The sequence below is a fragment of the Cellulosimicrobium sp. G4 BAM 1002 genome (genome assembly GCF_057126935.1).
Map to the genome: position 1 here is coordinate 3,541,752 of NZ_CP182109.1, position 16,504 is coordinate 3,558,255.

Here is a 16,504-nt window from a genome sequence, read left to right on the forward strand (position 1 = left end):
CGTGGTCGGGGCGCGACCATGGAGGCATCGAGGACCGCGCGCACCTGCGCGTGCGCCCGTGCTGGAGGCGACGATGTTCCGCAGCCTGTTCCCCATCCTCTCCGTGGCCGACGTCGAGCGGTCGCTCGGCTTCTACCGCGACCTGCTGCGCGGGACGGTCGAGTACGCGTTCCCCGACGACGGCCCTCCCGTCTACGTGAGCGTGCACGTGGGCGGCTCCCCGCTCGGGATCGGGCTCGACGACGGCTCGATGCCCGAGGGCGTCGCCCGCACCGCGCTGTGGGTGTACGTCGACGACTGCGACCGCGCCGTCGAGCATCTCGCCGCGGCGGGCGTCCCCGTGACCCAGCCGCCGACCGACCAGCCGTGGGGAGAGCGCGTCGCGCGCGTGCAGGACCCCGACGGCAACGTCGTGGTCCTCGGCCAGGAGGCCGCGCCGCCCGCCGAGCCGGACGGGCCGACGGGGCTCTCGTGACGGTGCCCCCAGCGGGACTCGAACCCGCACTGCGCCGGGTTTAAGCCGGCCGCCTCTGCCAGTTGGGCTATGGGGGCTGCGCCCGACCCTACCGGGACGCGTCGAGGGGCGAGCCGCGCACGCGGCTCGCCCCTCGACGTCGGGCAGCTGTGCCAGGCCGGAGCCCGGCGGCGTCAGGAGGCCTTGGCCGCCGGCGTCCTGTCGTCCGCGTCCACGGTGCCGGTGCCGGACTCCGCGGCCGCCGCCGATCCCTGGGCGGTCTGCTTGACCGGCTCGCCGTCCTTCTTCGGCGGCACGGACGCCGCGCGGAACTCGGCGCGCGGGTCGTGCAGCGAACCGAGGGACACGAGCTCGCGGCCCATGAGGAACTGGCCCATCCAGCCGATGAAGATGCGGATCTTGCGGTTGCCCGTCGGCATCGCCATGACGTGGTAGCCGCGGTGCATGAGCCACGCGAGCGTCCCGCGGAGCTTGAACACGCCGAAGAGCTCGGCGACACCCTTGTACAGACCGAGCGACGCGACCGTACCGACGTTCTTGTGGCGGTACTCGACCGGGGGCTCGCTGTGCAGCTCGAGCGCGAGGTTGTCCGCCAGGCGCGTGGCCTCGCGGATCGCGTGCTGGGCGTTCGGGGGGCAGAACTTGCCGGGGTTGAGCACGTCCGGCACGGCGGCGCAGTCGCCCGCGGCCCACGCGTTCGGCACGACGACGCCGTCCGCGTCGGCGACCTGGAGCGTCGGGAGCACGGTGACGCGGCCCATCTTGTCGACAGGGAGGTCGGACGCCTCCTTGATGACCGGGTTTGCCTTGACGCCCGCGGTCCACACGATCGTGTCGGAGTCGAACTCGACGCCCGTGGACGTGACGACGTGGCCGTCGACGCACGAGGACAGGAACGTGCTGAGGTGGAACTCGATGCCGCGCTTCTTGAGCTCGTCGAGCGCGTAGAGGGCCATGGGCTCGCTGAGCTCGGGCAGGATGCGACCGGCGCCCTCGATCATGACGAAGCGGAGGTCCTTCTCCTCGATCGTGGCGTAGTTCTTGGTCGCGTAGCGAGCCATGTCCTCGATCTCGGCGAGCGCCTCGATGCCCGCGAACCCGCCACCGACGAACGTGAACGTCAGCATGCGGCGGCGCAGGGCCTCGTCCCACGTGGACGACGCCACGTCCATACGGTTGAGGACGTGGTTGCGGACCGCGATGGCCTCCTCCACGTTCTTGAACCCGATCGCGTTCTCCGCGAGCCCCGGGATGGGCAGCGTGCGCGACACCGATCCGAGGCCGACGATGAGGTGGTCGTAGGTGACCGAGTAGTCGTCGCCCTCCTCCGGGTGGATCGTCACGCGGCGCGAGCCGTGGTCGATCGCGACGACCTTGCCCTGCAGCACGTCGACGCCCTTGAGCGCTCGGCGGTGCGGTGCGACGACGTCGCGACCGTCGATCGAGCCCGCGGCCGCCTCGGGGAGGAAGGGCGCGTACGTCATGTACGGGCGCGGGTCGACGACCACGATCGCCGCCTCGCGGCGGCCGAGCTTCTTGCGCAGGCGACGAGCGGCGTACAGACCCACGGAACCGCCGCCGAGCACGACGACGCGAGGCACCTTGCGGGGCCGCGGCGAGGCGGTCTGGGCACGGCTGACCGAGGTCAGGTCATTCTGAGGCATGGTTCCAGAGTATTACCGGTTCCGGCACAGGCGAGCCGGAGCGTCCGTCAGACGGGCGTGACGCGCCCCACGCCACCCCGCTGGTCGCCCCTCGACCCGCCCAACCAGGGTCATTCCGCCCGTACCGGTCGGCCCCGGGTCTACGCCGAACCCGGGCCGACGCCGAACCCGGGTTCGGCAGGGCGTCAGGCGATCGACCAGGCGATCCCGTCGAGGATGTCGTGCTCGCTCGTGACGACCTCGGTGAGCGACCCGCCCGCCGCGGCGACGTCGTCGCGCACCCGGCGCACGACCTCTGACCACACGAGCGCGCCCGCGCCGATGACGTCCACACGGCCGGGGTGCATGAAGCCCAGCGCGGCCCGCTCGGTGCGCGTGCGGTGCAGCAGGTCGTCGCAGGCTGCGAGGACGGCGTCGACCGGCAGCACGGAGCCGTCGATCCGGTCCCGGTCGTAGGCCGCGAGACCGAGCGCGTGCGCGGTCACGGTGGTGACCGAGCCCGCGAGGCCCACCAGCGTGGCGGCCTGCCCCAGCGGCACGACGGCGGCCGCCTCGTCGAGCGCGGCGCGCACGTCAGCGCGCGCGGCGGCCTCCTCCTCGGCGGTCGGCGGGTCGGAGCGCAGGTGCCGCTCGGTCAGGCGCACGCACCCGACGTCCATGGAGAACGACGCGTCGGGGGTCTGCGTGCCGAGCACGAGCTCGGTCGAGCCCCCGCCGAGGTCGACCACGACGTAGGGGCCGGGGCGCACCGCGGCGACGGTCGACGTGGCCCCGCGGAACGACAGCGCCGCCTCCTCCTGGCCCGAGACGACCTCGGGCTCGACCCCGAGCGCGTCGAGCACGCCGGCGACGAACTCGTCGCGGTTCTCGGCGTCGCGCGTGGCGGACGTCGCGACGAACCGCGTGCGCGTGGCCCCGAGCTCGGCGATCACGGCGGCGTAGCGGCGGGCGGCGTCGAGCGTACGCTCGAGCGCCTCGGGGGCGAGGCGACCGGTCCGGTCCACGCCCTGCCCGAGCCGGACGACCTCCATGCGGCGGTCGAGGTCGACGAGCGTGCCCGCCTCCGTGTCGACGTCCGCGACGAGGAGGCGGATCGAGTTGGTGCCGCAGTCGACGGCGGCGACCCGCGCCGTCCCGGGAGCCGGCTCGGAAGGACGGTCCGCGCGGTGCGCGGCGACCGGCGTGGTGGATCCAGAAGTCATGCGACCAGGGTGCCATCCCGCTGCCCGACGACGCGCACCGGGACCACCCCTCGTGCGCGAGCCCGCCGCACTGGAGATGATGTCCGCTGGGAACGCTCGCACCAGGTCGCGGAGGACATCCAGATGCAGCACCAGGTGGGCGACGCAGCGGGAGCCGACCGCCTCCTCGGCGAGAGGCTCAAGCTCCTCGGCTCGGCGGCGGAGGCAGCAGGCCTCGGCACGTTCCGCTGGGACCTGTCCTCCGGCACGCTGCGCTGGGACTCGGCGCTGCTCGAGATCTTCGGGTACGACGAGGACTCCTTCGGCGGCACGATCGACGCCTTCAACGCTCGGCTGCACCCCGACGACGTCGCGCCGGTGACCGCCGCGCTCGACACGGCCATCGCCACCTGCGGGATCTACGAGGCGGAGTTCCGGGTGCTCCGGCCCGACGGCACGACGCGCTGGCTCACCGCGCGCGGGCGCGCGCTCGCCGGGCCGACGGGTGTCGCCGAGCAGGTCGTCGGCGTCACCACCGACACCACGGCCCTGCGCGAGGGCGAGGAGCGCGTGCACCGCATCCTCGAGGAGATGACGGTCGGCTACTACTCCCTCGACGCGGAGTGGCGGTTCCGCTACGTGAACGCCGAGGGCGAACGCATCCTGGGCAGCTCGCGAGACCGTCTGCTCGGTGGCGTCCTGTGGGACCTCTTCCCTGCCGCCGTGGGCTCGGCGTTCGAGGAGAGCTACCGGGAGGTCGCCCGCACCGGCGAGCCGGTCGTCTTCGACGCCTACTACCCCGCGCCGCTCGACGGCTGGTACGAGGTCCGCGCGGTGCCGGAGCGCGGCGGCGTCGCGTCGTACTTCACGGACGTCACGGAGCGCCGTCGCGCCCTGGCCGAGGCGGAGGAGGCGCGGACGCGCTCCACGCTCCTGGCCGACGTCGCTGCGGACCTCGCCGAGATCCTCGACCCCGTACGGGCGCTCGAGGCCGTGCTGCCGCACCTCGTGCCCGGTCTCGCCGACTTCGCCATCGCCAGCATCCTCGACGAGGGCGCCACCGGCTGGCGGCAGCGGCTGCACGACGTCGCCGCGCTGCACGCCGACAGCGCTCTCCAACCGGTCCTCGACGAGTACCGCCGGCTGCGGGTGCCCGCGCTCACGCAGACGTCGCTCGTCGCGGAGACGCTGGCCGGGGCGCCCCACGCCCTGCGCGCAGGACCGCCACGTCCCGGCGACCTCCTCGAGGACGGACCGGCCCGCGAGCTCCTCGCCCGCCTCGCACCGCGGGCCCTCGCCGTCATGCCGCTGCGCGGACGCGGGCGCGTGCGGGGGCTCGTCACGCTCGCCCGCGGGGCCGAGCGCGGCGACTTCTCCGAGACCGAGCTCGGGTCGCTGCGAGACGTCATGGCCCAGATCGGCCTCGCGCTGGACAACGCGCGCCTGCACGCCGTCCAGCGCGACCTCGCCGAGGAGCTGCAGCGCAGCCTGCTCACGGCGCTGCCCGAGCCGGACCACCTGCAGCTCGTCGCGAGGTACGCCCCGGCGACCTCGGGGGCGCAGATCGGCGGGGACTGGTACGACGCGTTCCTCGTCCGCGACGGGAGCACGTGTCTCGTGATCGGGGACGTCGCGGGCCACGACCTGCGGGCCGCGGTCGTGATGGCCCAGGTGCGCAACGTGCTCCGCGGAGGGGCGCACGCGGTCGTGCAGCCTCCGGCGGCCATCCTCACGTCGCTCGACTGGGCCATGCACGACCTCGCCGTGGACACGATGAGCACCGGCATCCTCGCGAGGGTCGAGCAGCCCGAGGACCTCGAGGAGCAGGACCTGCGGCTGCTGCGCTGGTCGAGCGCGGGCCACCTGCCGCCGCTGCTGATCCATCCCGAGGGCACGGCCGAGCTGCTGTTCCGCCAGGCCGACCTGCCGCTCGGGATCCGCGTCCACGCCGAGCGTCACGACCACACGCAGCCGATCCATCCCGGCTCGACCGTCCTGCTCTACACGGACGGGCTGGTCGAGCGCCGCGGGGAGTCGCTCGTCGTCGGGCTCGAGCGGCTCCGCAGCACGGCGGAGGGGGTGCCGGACGAGACGCTCGACGAGCTGTGCGACCGGCTCATCGCCGAGCTCGCGCCGACGCGCGACGACGACGTCGCGCTCCTCGCGCTGCGTGCCTACTCCGGGAAGGCCGCACGGCCGGCGGAGGCCGGTCCCGAGGTCCTGCCGGAGGACCTCCTGGAGTCGCCGCACGACCACGGCTGACCCGCGCCCGCGTCGGACGTCAGCAGGTGCAGCGGTCCGGGCGCCACGTGTCGCGCACCCGCTCGAGCGCCTCGTCCCCGAGCGGGTTGACGCCCGGCCCCGCGGCGAGCGCGTGACCGACGAGCACGTGCAGGCACTTGACGCGCGTCGGCATGCCGCCCGCCGAGATGCCGTCGATCTCCTCGACGTGGCCGAGCGCCTCGCGCTGCGCGAGGTAGTGCTCGTGCGCGCGGCGGTACGCGGCCGCGAGCTCCTCGTCCTCGGCGAGCCGGTCCGTCATCTCCTTCATCACGCCGTTCGCCTCGAGCGTCGACGCCGCGGCGACGGCGCCCGGGTGCGTGAGGTAGAACGTCGTGGGGAACGGGGTGCCGTTCTCGAGCCGCGGCGCCGTGCGCACGACGAGCGGCCGGCCGCACGCGCACCGCGCCGCGATGCCGACGACGCCCCGGGGCGTGCGGCCCAGCTGCTCCGCGAGGGTCTCGAGGTCGTGCTCGGTGACGGCAGCGTCCGGGTGGTCGGCGGGGATGGCCAGGCGGGCGTCGGTCACGGCAGGTTCCTTCGAGGGGTCGGTCGACGACGTCACGAGTGGTGACGCCTCACCCATTCTCCCCGCTCGCGGGCGCCTGCTCGTCGCCCGCGTCGACCCCGCTCCCGGAGCCCGCACCGTCGGGGGCCGGCTGCTCGCCAGCGACCTGCACCGACGTCCAGATCGCCTCGTACCACGGCACGCCGTCGTCGTAGCCCTGGACGGGGCCGTCCGTGATCTCCCGACCGGTCTGCGGGTCGATGTCGTCCACCACGGACTCCGGGTCGAGCACGCGCCACGGCTGCTCCCCCGGCATGACGAAGTTGAGCCGGTCGCGCGCCTCGCTCTCGACGTACGCGGGGTCGTCCCAGCGGTCGAGCTCGGCCTCGAGACCCTCCTGCGTCGCCTGCGCCTCCGCGAGCTCGCGCCGCAGCTCGCGCAGCTCGCCCGTCTGGTTGACGTACGCGCGCACGGTCGGCAGCAGGAGCACCAGGGCGAGGAGCCCGACGACGGACAGCACCAGCGCGCGGACCGTCACCACCTCGGGCAGGAGGAACCCGTACCGGCTGCGCCGCCGGTCCTCGCGGGCCGGACCGGCCGCACGGTTCGCCGAGCGCGACGCCGAGCCGGCGCGCGCGCTCGGGCGGCGCGTGCCTGCCGAGGACGCGCGTGGGGCAACAGGGGTCGTCTTCCGCGGGGGCTGCGGCGTGGCACCGGACGCGGGCTTGCGCGGCGGCTCCGGCGTGGCGGAGCGCCCCGCCTTCGCGGACGCGCTCGGCTTGGCGGTACCGCCCGGCTTCGCAGAGGTGCCGGGCTTCGCGGACGCCCCGCGGGACGGTCCCGACGCTCCCCGCGCCGGGCGCGCGGGGGCACCGGGGCGCGGGGGACGACGCGAGGACGGCATGACCCGATTCTGCCGTCGCGCCGCGCGTCGCCCGAGCAGCACGCGCGGGGCGCGCGTCGGAACGGCAGATCGTCACGACTTCTTCACCCCGGGGCTTCCCCCCGCCCGCCGCCCGCGTGTCGTCGCCCGCGCCGGTGCGCGCACGCGAAAGGCCCGGTGGACCGACCTTCCGGTCCACCGGGCCCTCACGGAGACGTCAGACGACGGCGCCCGGCGTCGCGAGCGTCACGCCTGGGGCGACCAGCGCGGGAACGCGCCGCGACCGGCGTAGCGCGCGGCGTCGTCCAGCGCCTCCTCGATGCGCAGGAGCTGGTTGTACTTGTTGATGCGCTCGCCGCGGGCGGGCGCACCGGTCTTGATCTGGCCGGCGTTCGTCGCGACGGACAGGTCGGCGATCGTCGTGTCCTCGGTCTCGCCCGAGCGGTGCGACACCATCGCGGTGAAGCCGTTGCGCTGCGCGAGCTCGACGGCGTCGAGCGTCTCGGTGAGCGTGCCGATCTGGTTGAGCTTGACGAGCAGCGAGTTCGCGGACTTGAGCTCGATGCCCTTCGCGAGGCGCTCGGGGTTGGTGACGAACAGGTCGTCGCCGACGATCTGCACCTTGTCGCCGACCTGCGAGACGAGCTGCGACCAGGCGCTCCACTCGTCCTCGGACAGCGGGTCCTCGATGGAGACCAGCGGGTAGTCGCGGACGAGCTGCTCGTAGTACGCGATGATGTCGTCCGAGCTCGTGGCCTTGCCCTCGAACTGGTACGCGCCGTCCTTGAAGAACTCGGTCGCCGCGACGTCGAGCGCCAGGCCGACGTCCTTGCCCGGGACGAACCCGGCCTGCTCGATCGCGACGAGGATGAGGTCCAGCGCGTCGCGGTTGCTCGGCAGGTTGGGAGCGAAGCCGCCCTCGTCGCCGAGGCCCGTCGCGAGGCCCTTGCCCTTGAGCACGGACTTGAGGGAGTGGTAGACCTCGGCGCCTGTGCGCAGCGCCTCGCGGAACGACGTGGCGCCGATCGGGGCGACCATGAACTCCTGGATGTCGACGTTCGAGTCGGCGTGCGACCCGCCGTTGAGGATGTTCATCATCGGCACGGGCAGGACGTGCGCGTTCGGGCCGCCGACGTAGCGGTACAGGTCGAGGCCGGCGCTCTTCGCGGCGGCCTTCGCGACGGCGAGCGAGACGCCCAGGATCGCGTTGGCGCCGAGCTTGCCCTTGTTCGGGGTGCCGTCGAGGTCGATGAGGGCGGCGTCGATGAGGCGCTGGTCCTCGGCCTCGAAGCCGATGAGCTCCGGGGCGATGTCGTCGATGACGGAGTTCACCGCGCCCTCGACACCCTTGCCCAGGTAACGGGACTTGTCGCCGTCACGGCGCTCGACGGCCTCGAACGCTCCGGTCGAGGCGCCCGAGGGCACTCCGGCGCGGGCGAACGTCCCGTCGTCCAGGACGACCTCGACCTCGACGGTCGGGTTTCCGCGGGAGTCGAGGATCTCGCGCGCTCCAACGGCTTCGATGCTGGCCACAGGTGCTCCTTCAGGGCAGGGCTCACGGGCGCTGCGTCGGCGACCGACCCGGGCACGGAAACCCGGGACGCCGCGTGCGCGCCCGCGACGGTGGTGGGTTTACGACCCCACCTTAGTGCCCCGATGTGACCTGCGCCGCAGCGTCCGGTCCGTGGGCCCGGTGCCGGGGACCTGCGCGGCCGACGGTCAGGACGAACGTCCCGCCCCGTCGTCGTCGCGCGGGGACGCCTCCGCGGCGACGATCGCGGACTCGACCCGGCGCAGCTCGCCGCGCAGCGCGGCCTCCGCGTCGACCCCTTCCGCCTCGGCGCGCGCCACGAGGGCGAGCAGCTCGCGCCCGAGGCGTGCCTCCGCCGTCGTGCCGCCCGTCTCGACGCCCGACGGCGCCTCGAGCGCCGAGCGGGCGGCGTCGCCCAGGCCGCCGCGCTCGGTGCGGGAGAGCACCTTCTGCGCGCGGGCGAGCGCGCCCTGCGTCTGGGAGATCCCCTCGAGGACCGACGTGCGCTGCTTCTCGGCCTTCTTGATGGCGTCCCACTGCTGGTGCAGGTCGGTGACCGGGGCATCGGCGAACACGTGCGGGTGCCGGCGGACGAGCTTGGCGACGAGGTCGGCCGCGACGTCGTCGACCGTGTACGGGTCCGGCTCCTCGCTCGCGATGCGCGCGTGGAAGAGGACCTGCAGGAGCAGGTCGCCGAGCTCCTCGCGCGTCCCCGCGCGGTCGCCGGTCTCGATCGCCTCGGCCAGCTCGTGCGCCTCCTCGAGCAGGTAGCGCACGAGGGACTCGTGCGTCTGCTCGCGGTCCCACGGGCACCCGCCCGGGGAGTACAGGCGGTCCATCACGGCGACTGCGTCGCGCAGCGGGTCGGTGGACGTGCGGTCGGGCGCCGGGTCGGTCATCGGCCCATCGTAGGTTCGGTGGCCGGGTGCGGCCGTGGCCCGTCCCGGGGCGGGGACGGGCCACGACCGCCGGCCCGGCGGGGTCAGCAGGTGCGCGCGTCGAACGCGACCTCCTGCGTCGACGGTGCCGGCCCGTCGCCCGGGGCGCCCGCGGTCGCGGCCGTCCCCGAGACGGTGACGCTGCCTGCCGGGACCGACGTGGCCCGGACGGCGAACGACTGGTACGCGCTCGCACCCGGCGCGACCGCGGTGAAGGTCCGCGAGCCGTACGGGGTCGTGAGCGTGACGTCGACCGGCACGTCCTCGGCGTTCGTCGCGCGCACGGCGACGTACGCCTTGCCGGCGAGGCAGCGGGGCGCGACCTCGACGTCGAGCGCGACCCCGGGCGCGGTCCCGCCGTCGACGAGGCGCGCGACGCCCCAGCGGGCGGTCGACTGGTAGCCGGCACCCGAGGGGTCGGCCCAGTTGCGGATCGCCGTGCGGGCACCGTCGGCCGCGTCGTTGACCTGGAGGTCCAGGCCGTGGAACGTGCCCTCGCCGCCGTGCTCGAGCAGGCTCACCGCGAGCTCGACGACGTACCCGTCCTCGGTCCGGGCCGTCGCGCTCGTCACGCGTCCCCGCTGGAACGCCTCGTCGCCGGTGCCGAACGACACCGCGTTCTCCGCGCTGACGCGGATCTGCGTGTCGTCGTAGCGGTAGGAGCCGTTCTTCGCGTTGCCCGCGTCGACGTAGACCTCGACCGAGTCCTGGACCCAGGGGTCGGACCCGCTGACGTCCACGACGGGGTCGTCGACCTCCGCGAGCACGTACAGGGTCTGGTCGCGCCAGAGCGTGCGTACCGTCGCGACGGCGCCGCCGGTCCCCTGGACCTCCTTCGCGGTCGTCACCGCCTCGCCGGCCTCGGACCACACGTCGTCGACGTCGCCGTCGACCGCGGGAGCCGCCGACGCCCGGGCGATCTCGAGGTACGACAGCTCCTCGAGCAGCGTGAGCGTGCCCGACGAGCCGGGCGTGTTCCAGGCACCGGTCACCGAGCCGTCGGCCGCCCGCACGTCGAGCGCGAGCGTGCCGCCCTCGGCGGCGGCGTCGAGCGGCAGGTGCGCGACGACGTCGTACCCGCCCGCGCGCTCGGCCACCACGGCGGTCGCGCGCGCACCCGTGACGCTCCCGTCCCGACCGACGACGACGGTCTCGCCCTCGAGCTCGAACGTCACCGCGTCGGCAGGCTCGCCCGTGGTCGACGGCGACGTGTCGTCGACGCGCGCGAGCGCCGTGAGGTGGTCCGGTGCCCAGCGGAGCTGGAACGCGACGGGCGTGCCCCCGGCGTCGAACGTGTGCAGCGGGAGGCGGTCCCACACGGCTGACGTCGTGGCGTCGTCGGCGAGCGGGACGTCGCCCGCGAACACGTTCGCCGTGCGCAGTCGGGCCGGCAGCTCGCCGTCGACGACGCCGTGGTACGCGGGCTTGGCCTTGAGCGCGTCGGTGAACACGAGCGGTGCGCCGTTGTCCGCGCGCCAGCTCCGGCCGTCCGTGAGACCCCAGACCGTGACCGAGTACAGGTCGCTCGCGTGCTCGCGGAACACCCGGAAGGCGTCGCGGTAGTAGTAGCCCTGCTCGACGAGGTTCGCCTGCGTCACCGGGGTGCCCGTCGTCACGTCGAGCTCGGTGACCGCCTGCGTCACAGGGAGGTCCGCGAACCGCTCGATCGCGCCCTCGAGGGCCGAGACGGGCATCGCGAGGCTCACGTGGAACTGGTGCCCCACACCGTCGACCGGCACGCCACGCGCGAGGAGCCGCTCGACGAGCGCGCGGTAGCGGTCCTGCTTGCCGCCCTGCTCGGTGTTGTAGTCGTTGATGAACAGGGCGACGGGACGCTCCCCGCGCTCCTTCGCCGCCGGGTCCGCGTAGACGTCGTTGAACGCCTCGTCCGCCGAGGCGAACGCGAGGTCGATGAACTCCTCGCCGAGGATGCGGAACCACTCCGAGCGCCGCAGGCCGTCGGGGTTCTCACCGCCGTCGGACACGACCTCGTTGACGACGTCGAACGCCGTGACCGGGTTGCCGCCGCCGAACGGACCGTGCGCCTCCGCGAGCGCCTGCGCGACCGAGAACACGTGGGTGCGGAGCCGGTCGCGCAGGACCTGCCGGTCCGCCTCCGACGTGGTGAGCGGGGCACCGTCGGCGCCCTCGAAGAACCAGGCCGGGGTCTGGCTGTGCCACACGAGCACGTGGCCGTAGACGCGCACGTCGTGCTGCGCGGCGTAGTCCATGAGCGCGACGGCCTCGGGGTGCGTGCGGAAGGTCCGCTCGTCGTCGTACCAGGCCTCGGGCTTCATGTGGTTCTCGGCCGTGACCTGGTCGAAGTGCCGCAGGAGCAGCTCCGACGCCGCACCCGCGGTCTCGCGGCTGTCGATCGCGACGCCCACCGGGACGTCCACGGTCTCCTTGATCCCCGTGAGGTCCTCGACCGCGGGCGGCGGCGGCACGCGCAGCACGACGTCGTCCACGAGCAGGTCGGACGTGTTGTCGCCGTTGTAGTCCGTCTCGAGGTAGAGCAGCGCCTCGTCGGCGTCGGCGCCCTGGAACGTCGCGGTGACCTGGGTCCAGCCGGCGTTCGTGATACCGGTGAGCTGCGCGAGCGTCGAGTACGACGTCGTCCCGTCGACCGTGCGCGCGACGCTCAGCCACACGTCGTCCGCGGGCTGGCCCTCGGCGAAGCGGACCCACGCGCTGAGCTCGTACGTGACGCCCGCGTCGAGCAGACCGGTCACGTCGTGACCGATGCCGTCGCCCTGACCGTCGCGGCCGGTGACGACGGCGGCCTGCGCGCCCCCGTGCGCCACGGTCGTGAGGCCGAGCGTGGGCGTCGTCGCGTCGCCCGCGCGCGGCACCCAGCCGCCGAGCCCGTCCTCGAAGCCCGTCTCCAGGAGGACCTCGCCGGCACGCGGGGGCGTGCCGGCGGGGAACGTGAACGTCCAGCCGTCGGCGAGGCGCTCGCCGACGACCGTCTCGACCGCCGCGAGCGTGCCCGCACGGTCGCCCCCGCCGTCGTGCGCGAGGACGACCTCGCCGGGCTTCATGGCCGCGCGCAGGTTGGCGGTGAGCGTCGCGACGTCCTGGGTCTCCCAGTCGGAGATCGTGTTGACGACGGCGAGGGGCTGCATGCCGAGCGCGACCGCGACCTCGGGGGTCGCGCCCCACGAGCCGTTGGGCGCGCGGAAGAACGGCACCGGGTACGCGGGGTCGCCCAGCGCGGTGCGGATGATCCCGAGGTTCTCCACGAGGTCGGAGCGGACCTCGTCCGCGGTCCACGACCCCATGTCCGCGTAGCCCGTCGAGTGGTTGCACAGCACGTGGCCCTCGTCGACGATGCGGCGCAGGATCTCCGCCCCGCCCGGCGCCTCGACGTTCTGCCCGATGACGCAGAACACCGCCTGCAGGTCGTGCTCGGCGAGGAAGTCCAGGAGCGCGGGCGTGGTCCCGGGGTTCGGCCCGTCGTCGAAGGTGAGCGCGGACACGTCGCCCGTCCCCTCGGCGAGGCCCACCGGGGTCGCCACCGGGTTCACCGCGCCTCCGGGCACGACGCCGCCCGGGTCGGTGCCGCCGTCGCCGCGCGTGGTGACGAGGACGTCGTCGACGAGGAACGACGGGTGGACGCCGTCGATCGGGGCGGCCTCGACGTAGAGCGTCGCGGCGCTCAGCCCGTCCGGCATCGTGTAGGCGCCGCCGATGCGGACCCAGCCGTCGGCGGTCGCGGTGACGGCGCCGCCGACCCAGGTGTAGGCGTCGCCCGACGCGCTCGTCTCCTGCACGGTGAAGTGCATCCCGGACGACCCCGTCGTCCCGGCGGGGAGCTTCACCCAGGCCTCGACGTCGTAGGTCGCTCCCGGTGCGAAGAGTGCGGTCACCGACGTCGCCGGTCCGTTCCACTCGCCGGTGCGGCCCGCGACCTGCATGCTCCCGGTGCCGGCGTGCGCCTCGGCGTCCGTCCGCGCGAGCGCGACCGGACCCCGCGGGCCCCACGGGCTCAGGTCGTCCGTCTCAAAATCGTTCTCCACAACGATGTCGATATCGTTATCGAGATGGGCAGACGCCTGCCCGGCCGATCCGTCGACACCCATCGCGGCGCTCGCTCCCCCGCCGGCGACGAGGGCGGCGAGCACCCCCGCGACAGCCGTTCTCCAGGTCCGTCTCATCATCGCTCCCTTGCGATCAGCTCCGGGCTACCGCCCACGGCGCAGCAGTGCGCCCGCCCACACCTTAGGGGTGAGCGCCGCGCCGGCACAACGGTTGAACAAATTCCCACCGCGGTGAGCGGGAACCTGTCGGCGACTGGGCGCCGGGAGCACCGACCGCGCCCTTCCGGCCGTCGAGCATGCGGCTGTGGCCCGTCCCGACGTCAGGACGAGCCACGACCGCATGCTCGGCGGGTCAACGGGTCGGGGTCACGACCGCCAGGTGTCGGAGAGCGTGACGGAGCCGTCCGGCCCGACGGTGGCGGTGCGGTTGCCGCCGCTCTCCCAGACGACGTTCCCGGAGCCGTCGCGCTTGACGTACTTGTACTCGAACGTGGTTCCGGCAGGGAGGTCGAGGGTCGCCGTCCACACGGGGTACGTCGCCGCCGCCAGAGGGGCACCGTTGGCCGGGGACCAGGAGCCGAGTGCGGGGATGCTGCCCACGACGTAGACCGACTGGCCCCACGTGGTGGTCGCCGTGACGGCGAACGCCGCGTCGCCCTGGCCCTCGACGGGACCGCCCGGGCCTGCACCGCCGTCGTCGCAGGGGTCGCCCGCGGTGACGGTGCCCCGCGCGACGGCGACCGCCGCGCCGCTCAGCGTGTAGTTCTTTCCGCCGTTGCTGTCCCAGGCACCTGCACCGTCGTTGAAGGCGGCCGTGATCGTCGCGCCGGCCGTGATCTGCTTCGAGACCCAGCCCGTGCACGCCGGCGCCATCGAGGCACCCGGGACCGTGGTCCACGAACCCGTACCGACCCTGTAGTGGACGTTGTAGGCGTTCCACCCCTTGTCCGTGGAGTAGTAGACCGTGGTGCTGGTCGGGTCGACCGGTCCCGGGCCGCCGGTACCGCCGTCGCCCGTCGCCTTGACGTGAAGGGCAAGAGCGCCGTAGGCGGCGACGGTCGCGGTGAACGTGCCGGACGCGGAGACGGTGTACTTCTTGCTGCAGTCCTTCGAGGCGACGACGTCGCAGTAGGTGCCGGCGGGCAGCGACGTCTGGTAGGTGCGCGTCACTGCGCTCGCGGTGTTGTTGATCGTCACGTACCCCTTGCTGCCCCGGCCGTACGCGATGTGGTTGCTCCCGTCGTCCCACCAGCTCGTCACCGCGGTCCCGGCGACGGCGTTGTGGAAGCCGACCATGCCCGCGATCTCGGTCCAGCGCTGGGTGCACGTCCAGGCGCTGTTCGAGCAGCTCGCGTCGGGCACCGACGTCGCGGTCGCGCCCGGCGCACCGGCGTCCTTGTCGGTCCACCGGTAGCCGGAGTAGACGCTGGGCGACCCGTACGGCCAGGAGAGCATGAACGCGTTGGCGAGGACGTACTTGGCGTTCCACCTGTAGTTCATGGTCTCGCCGTTGCGCTCGGTGTCGTGGTTGTCGACGAACACCCCCGCGCGGTCCGACGGCAGCTTGTTGTCCCCGATGGACCGCAGGTCCTTGATCTGACCGTCGAACCGGGACCTCAGCTCACGGGCGTAGTGGAACTCGTGGGAGTCGCCGGAGCCGAGGTACTCCGAGAGTTGGATCGGCTCACCGTTCGCGCCGATGACCTCGTGCACCCAGAAGATGTTCGGGTTGGTCAGCCTCGCCTTGATCGCGGCGAGGTCGGACGCCGGGATGTGCTTCGCGGCGTCGATCCGGAACCCGGCGACTCCCAGGGCGATGAGGTCGTTCAGGTAGCCCGCGATCTTGCCGCGCACGTAGTCGGAGCTCGTCCGCAGGTCCTGCAGGGAGACCAGACGGCAGTTCTGGACGTTGTACCGGTCGCCGTAGTTGGTGATGTTCGACCGGCAGTCGTTGAAGTCGTTCGGCCCGTACGGGACGCCGGGGAAGCTGTCGACGGCGTAGCTCGTCCCGCCGGTGCCGGTGCCGGACCCGGTGTCGGCACCGGCCGTGTGGTTGACGACCGCGTCGACGACGACGCCCACCCCTGCGGCCTTGCAGGTGCTCACCATGTGCTGGAACTCGGCACGGGTGCCGAGCTTGGACTCGATCTTGTAGCTGACAGGCTGGTAGGACGTCCACCAGGCCGTGCCCTGGATGTGCTCCTGGGGCGGCGAGACCTGGACGTAGCCGAAGCCTGCCGGCCCGATCGTGCTCGAGCACTCGGCAGCCACCGAGTCCCACGTCCACTGGAACAGGTTGAGGATCACGTCGCCCCGCCCGTTCGGCGAGTCGACGACAGGCGTCGGCAGGGGTGGCGCGGCAGCGGCAGGTGCTGCTGCCGGGACCGTGGCGACGAACGCCGTCCCGAGCGCGAGGGCGGCCGAGGCCGCGGTCGCGACGAGACGGTGCAGTCGGCCGCCGCGGCGCGGGGCCACGGTTCCGGCCGAGGCGGGTGCCGGCGGGCCGGCGAGATCGGTGGTGCGCGTCATTGCTGCTCCTTCGAGGTGCGACGAGTCGCGCGCTCGACCTCGAGCGCGCCTCCTGCCACGTTCGTGATGACGACGCCCGGGGTGGTGGGCGGGCCGGCGGGCTCCGCTGCGTTGCAGAGTCTTGCCGGATGTTGCAGCAACCTTACAGAGACCGACACGACCTGTCACGACCTCGGCGCGGGTGCGTCCTGCGTCGGGCGCGCGGACGGCATACCGTCGATCAGGGGCACGACCGTCGAGAGGAGCCGTCATGGGGACGAAGCGTCGTTGGAAGGACCTGAGCAGGGGTCAGAAGGTCACCGTCGGCGTCGTCGGCGCCGCCCAGGTGACGCTCACCGCTGCCGCATACCGAGACCTCGCGCGCCGCCCGGCGGACCAGGTCAACGGCACCAAGCTCGCGTGGGGGCTCGCGCTGCTCGTCAACTGGGTCGGGCCGATCGCGTACTTCCTCGACGGCCGCAAGAGCTGACGCCGC

Annotated in this window: 11 protein-coding genes and 1 tRNA gene; 3 read left to right on the forward strand and 9 right to left on the reverse strand. The window is 73.3% G+C overall.

Features of this window, described 5'->3' with window-relative positions; translation table 11 throughout:
- The first annotated feature begins 73 nt into the window (after positions 1-73).
- Entirely contained in the window at positions 74-475 is a 402-nt protein-coding gene (locus ACMXGY_RS15885) for a VOC family protein (RefSeq protein WP_483773949.1), read from the forward strand.
- A 3-nt stretch (positions 476-478) separates the two neighbouring features.
- On the opposite strand, the gene ACMXGY_RS15890 is transcribed toward ACMXGY_RS15885, so the two are convergent.
- The 3 genes from ACMXGY_RS15890 to ACMXGY_RS15900 form a co-directional block, all read right to left on the reverse strand.
- A tRNA-Leu gene (locus tag ACMXGY_RS15890) sits at positions 479-552 on the reverse strand.
- 96 nt (positions 553-648) lie between these two features.
- A complete protein-coding gene (locus ACMXGY_RS15895; RefSeq protein ID WP_483773950.1) occupies positions 649-2,139 on the reverse strand; it encodes an NAD(P)/FAD-dependent oxidoreductase in 1,491 nt (496 codons plus the stop codon).
- A 185-nt stretch (positions 2,140-2,324) separates the two neighbouring features.
- Positions 2,325-3,341: a Ppx/GppA phosphatase family protein gene (locus ACMXGY_RS15900; protein ID WP_483773951.1), complete on the reverse strand. Its 1,017-nt coding sequence runs from the start codon at positions 3,339-3,341 to the stop codon at positions 2,325-2,327.
- Positions 3,342-3,464: 123 nt separating this feature from the next.
- On the opposite strand from ACMXGY_RS15900, the gene ACMXGY_RS15905 reads away from it, so the two are divergent.
- Complete coding sequence (locus tag ACMXGY_RS15905; RefSeq protein ID WP_483773952.1) at positions 3,465-5,582, forward strand: SpoIIE family protein phosphatase; 2,118 nt, start codon at positions 3,465-3,467, stop codon at positions 5,580-5,582.
- A 19-nt stretch (positions 5,583-5,601) separates the two neighbouring features.
- Here the strand turns inward: ACMXGY_RS15905 and ACMXGY_RS15910 are convergent, their stop codons facing one another.
- The 6 genes from ACMXGY_RS15910 to ACMXGY_RS15935 all read right to left on the reverse strand — a co-directional run bounded on the left by ACMXGY_RS15910 (position 5,602) and on the right by ACMXGY_RS15935 (position 16,029).
- Positions 5,602-6,129, reverse strand: a complete 528-nt coding sequence (locus ACMXGY_RS15910; protein ID WP_483773953.1) for a DUF501 domain-containing protein — start codon at positions 6,127-6,129, stop codon at positions 5,602-5,604.
- 49 nt (positions 6,130-6,178) lie between these two features.
- Positions 6,179-7,012 (reverse strand): FtsB family cell division protein, encoded by an 834-nt coding sequence (locus ACMXGY_RS15915; protein WP_483773954.1) that lies wholly within the window; start codon positions 7,010-7,012, stop codon positions 6,179-6,181.
- A gap of 225 nt (positions 7,013-7,237) precedes the next feature.
- On the reverse strand, positions 7,238-8,524 hold the full coding sequence (gene eno, locus ACMXGY_RS15920; protein ID WP_483773955.1) for a phosphopyruvate hydratase: 1,287 nt from the start codon (positions 8,522-8,524) through the stop codon (positions 7,238-7,240).
- A gap of 186 nt (positions 8,525-8,710) precedes the next feature.
- Positions 8,711-9,421: a nucleoside triphosphate pyrophosphohydrolase gene (locus tag ACMXGY_RS15925; RefSeq protein ID WP_483773956.1), complete on the reverse strand. Its 711-nt coding sequence runs from the start codon at positions 9,419-9,421 to the stop codon at positions 8,711-8,713.
- Between the two features lie 83 nt (positions 9,422-9,504).
- Positions 9,505-13,617 (reverse strand): endo-1,4-beta-xylanase, encoded by a 4,113-nt coding sequence (locus ACMXGY_RS15930; RefSeq protein ID WP_483773957.1) that lies wholly within the window; start codon positions 13,615-13,617, stop codon positions 9,505-9,507.
- Positions 13,618-13,866: 249 nt separating this feature from the next.
- A complete protein-coding gene (locus tag ACMXGY_RS15935; RefSeq protein ID WP_483773958.1) occupies positions 13,867-16,029 on the reverse strand; it encodes a carbohydrate-binding module family 20 domain-containing protein in 2,163 nt (720 codons plus the stop codon).
- Between the two features lie 250 nt (positions 16,030-16,279).
- On the opposite strand from ACMXGY_RS15935, the gene ACMXGY_RS15940 reads away from it, so the two are divergent.
- Positions 16,280-16,498, forward strand: coding sequence for a PLD nuclease N-terminal domain-containing protein (locus tag ACMXGY_RS15940; RefSeq protein WP_483773959.1), 219 nt, complete (start codon positions 16,280-16,282; stop codon positions 16,496-16,498).
- Positions 16,499-16,504 lie beyond the last annotated feature (6 nt).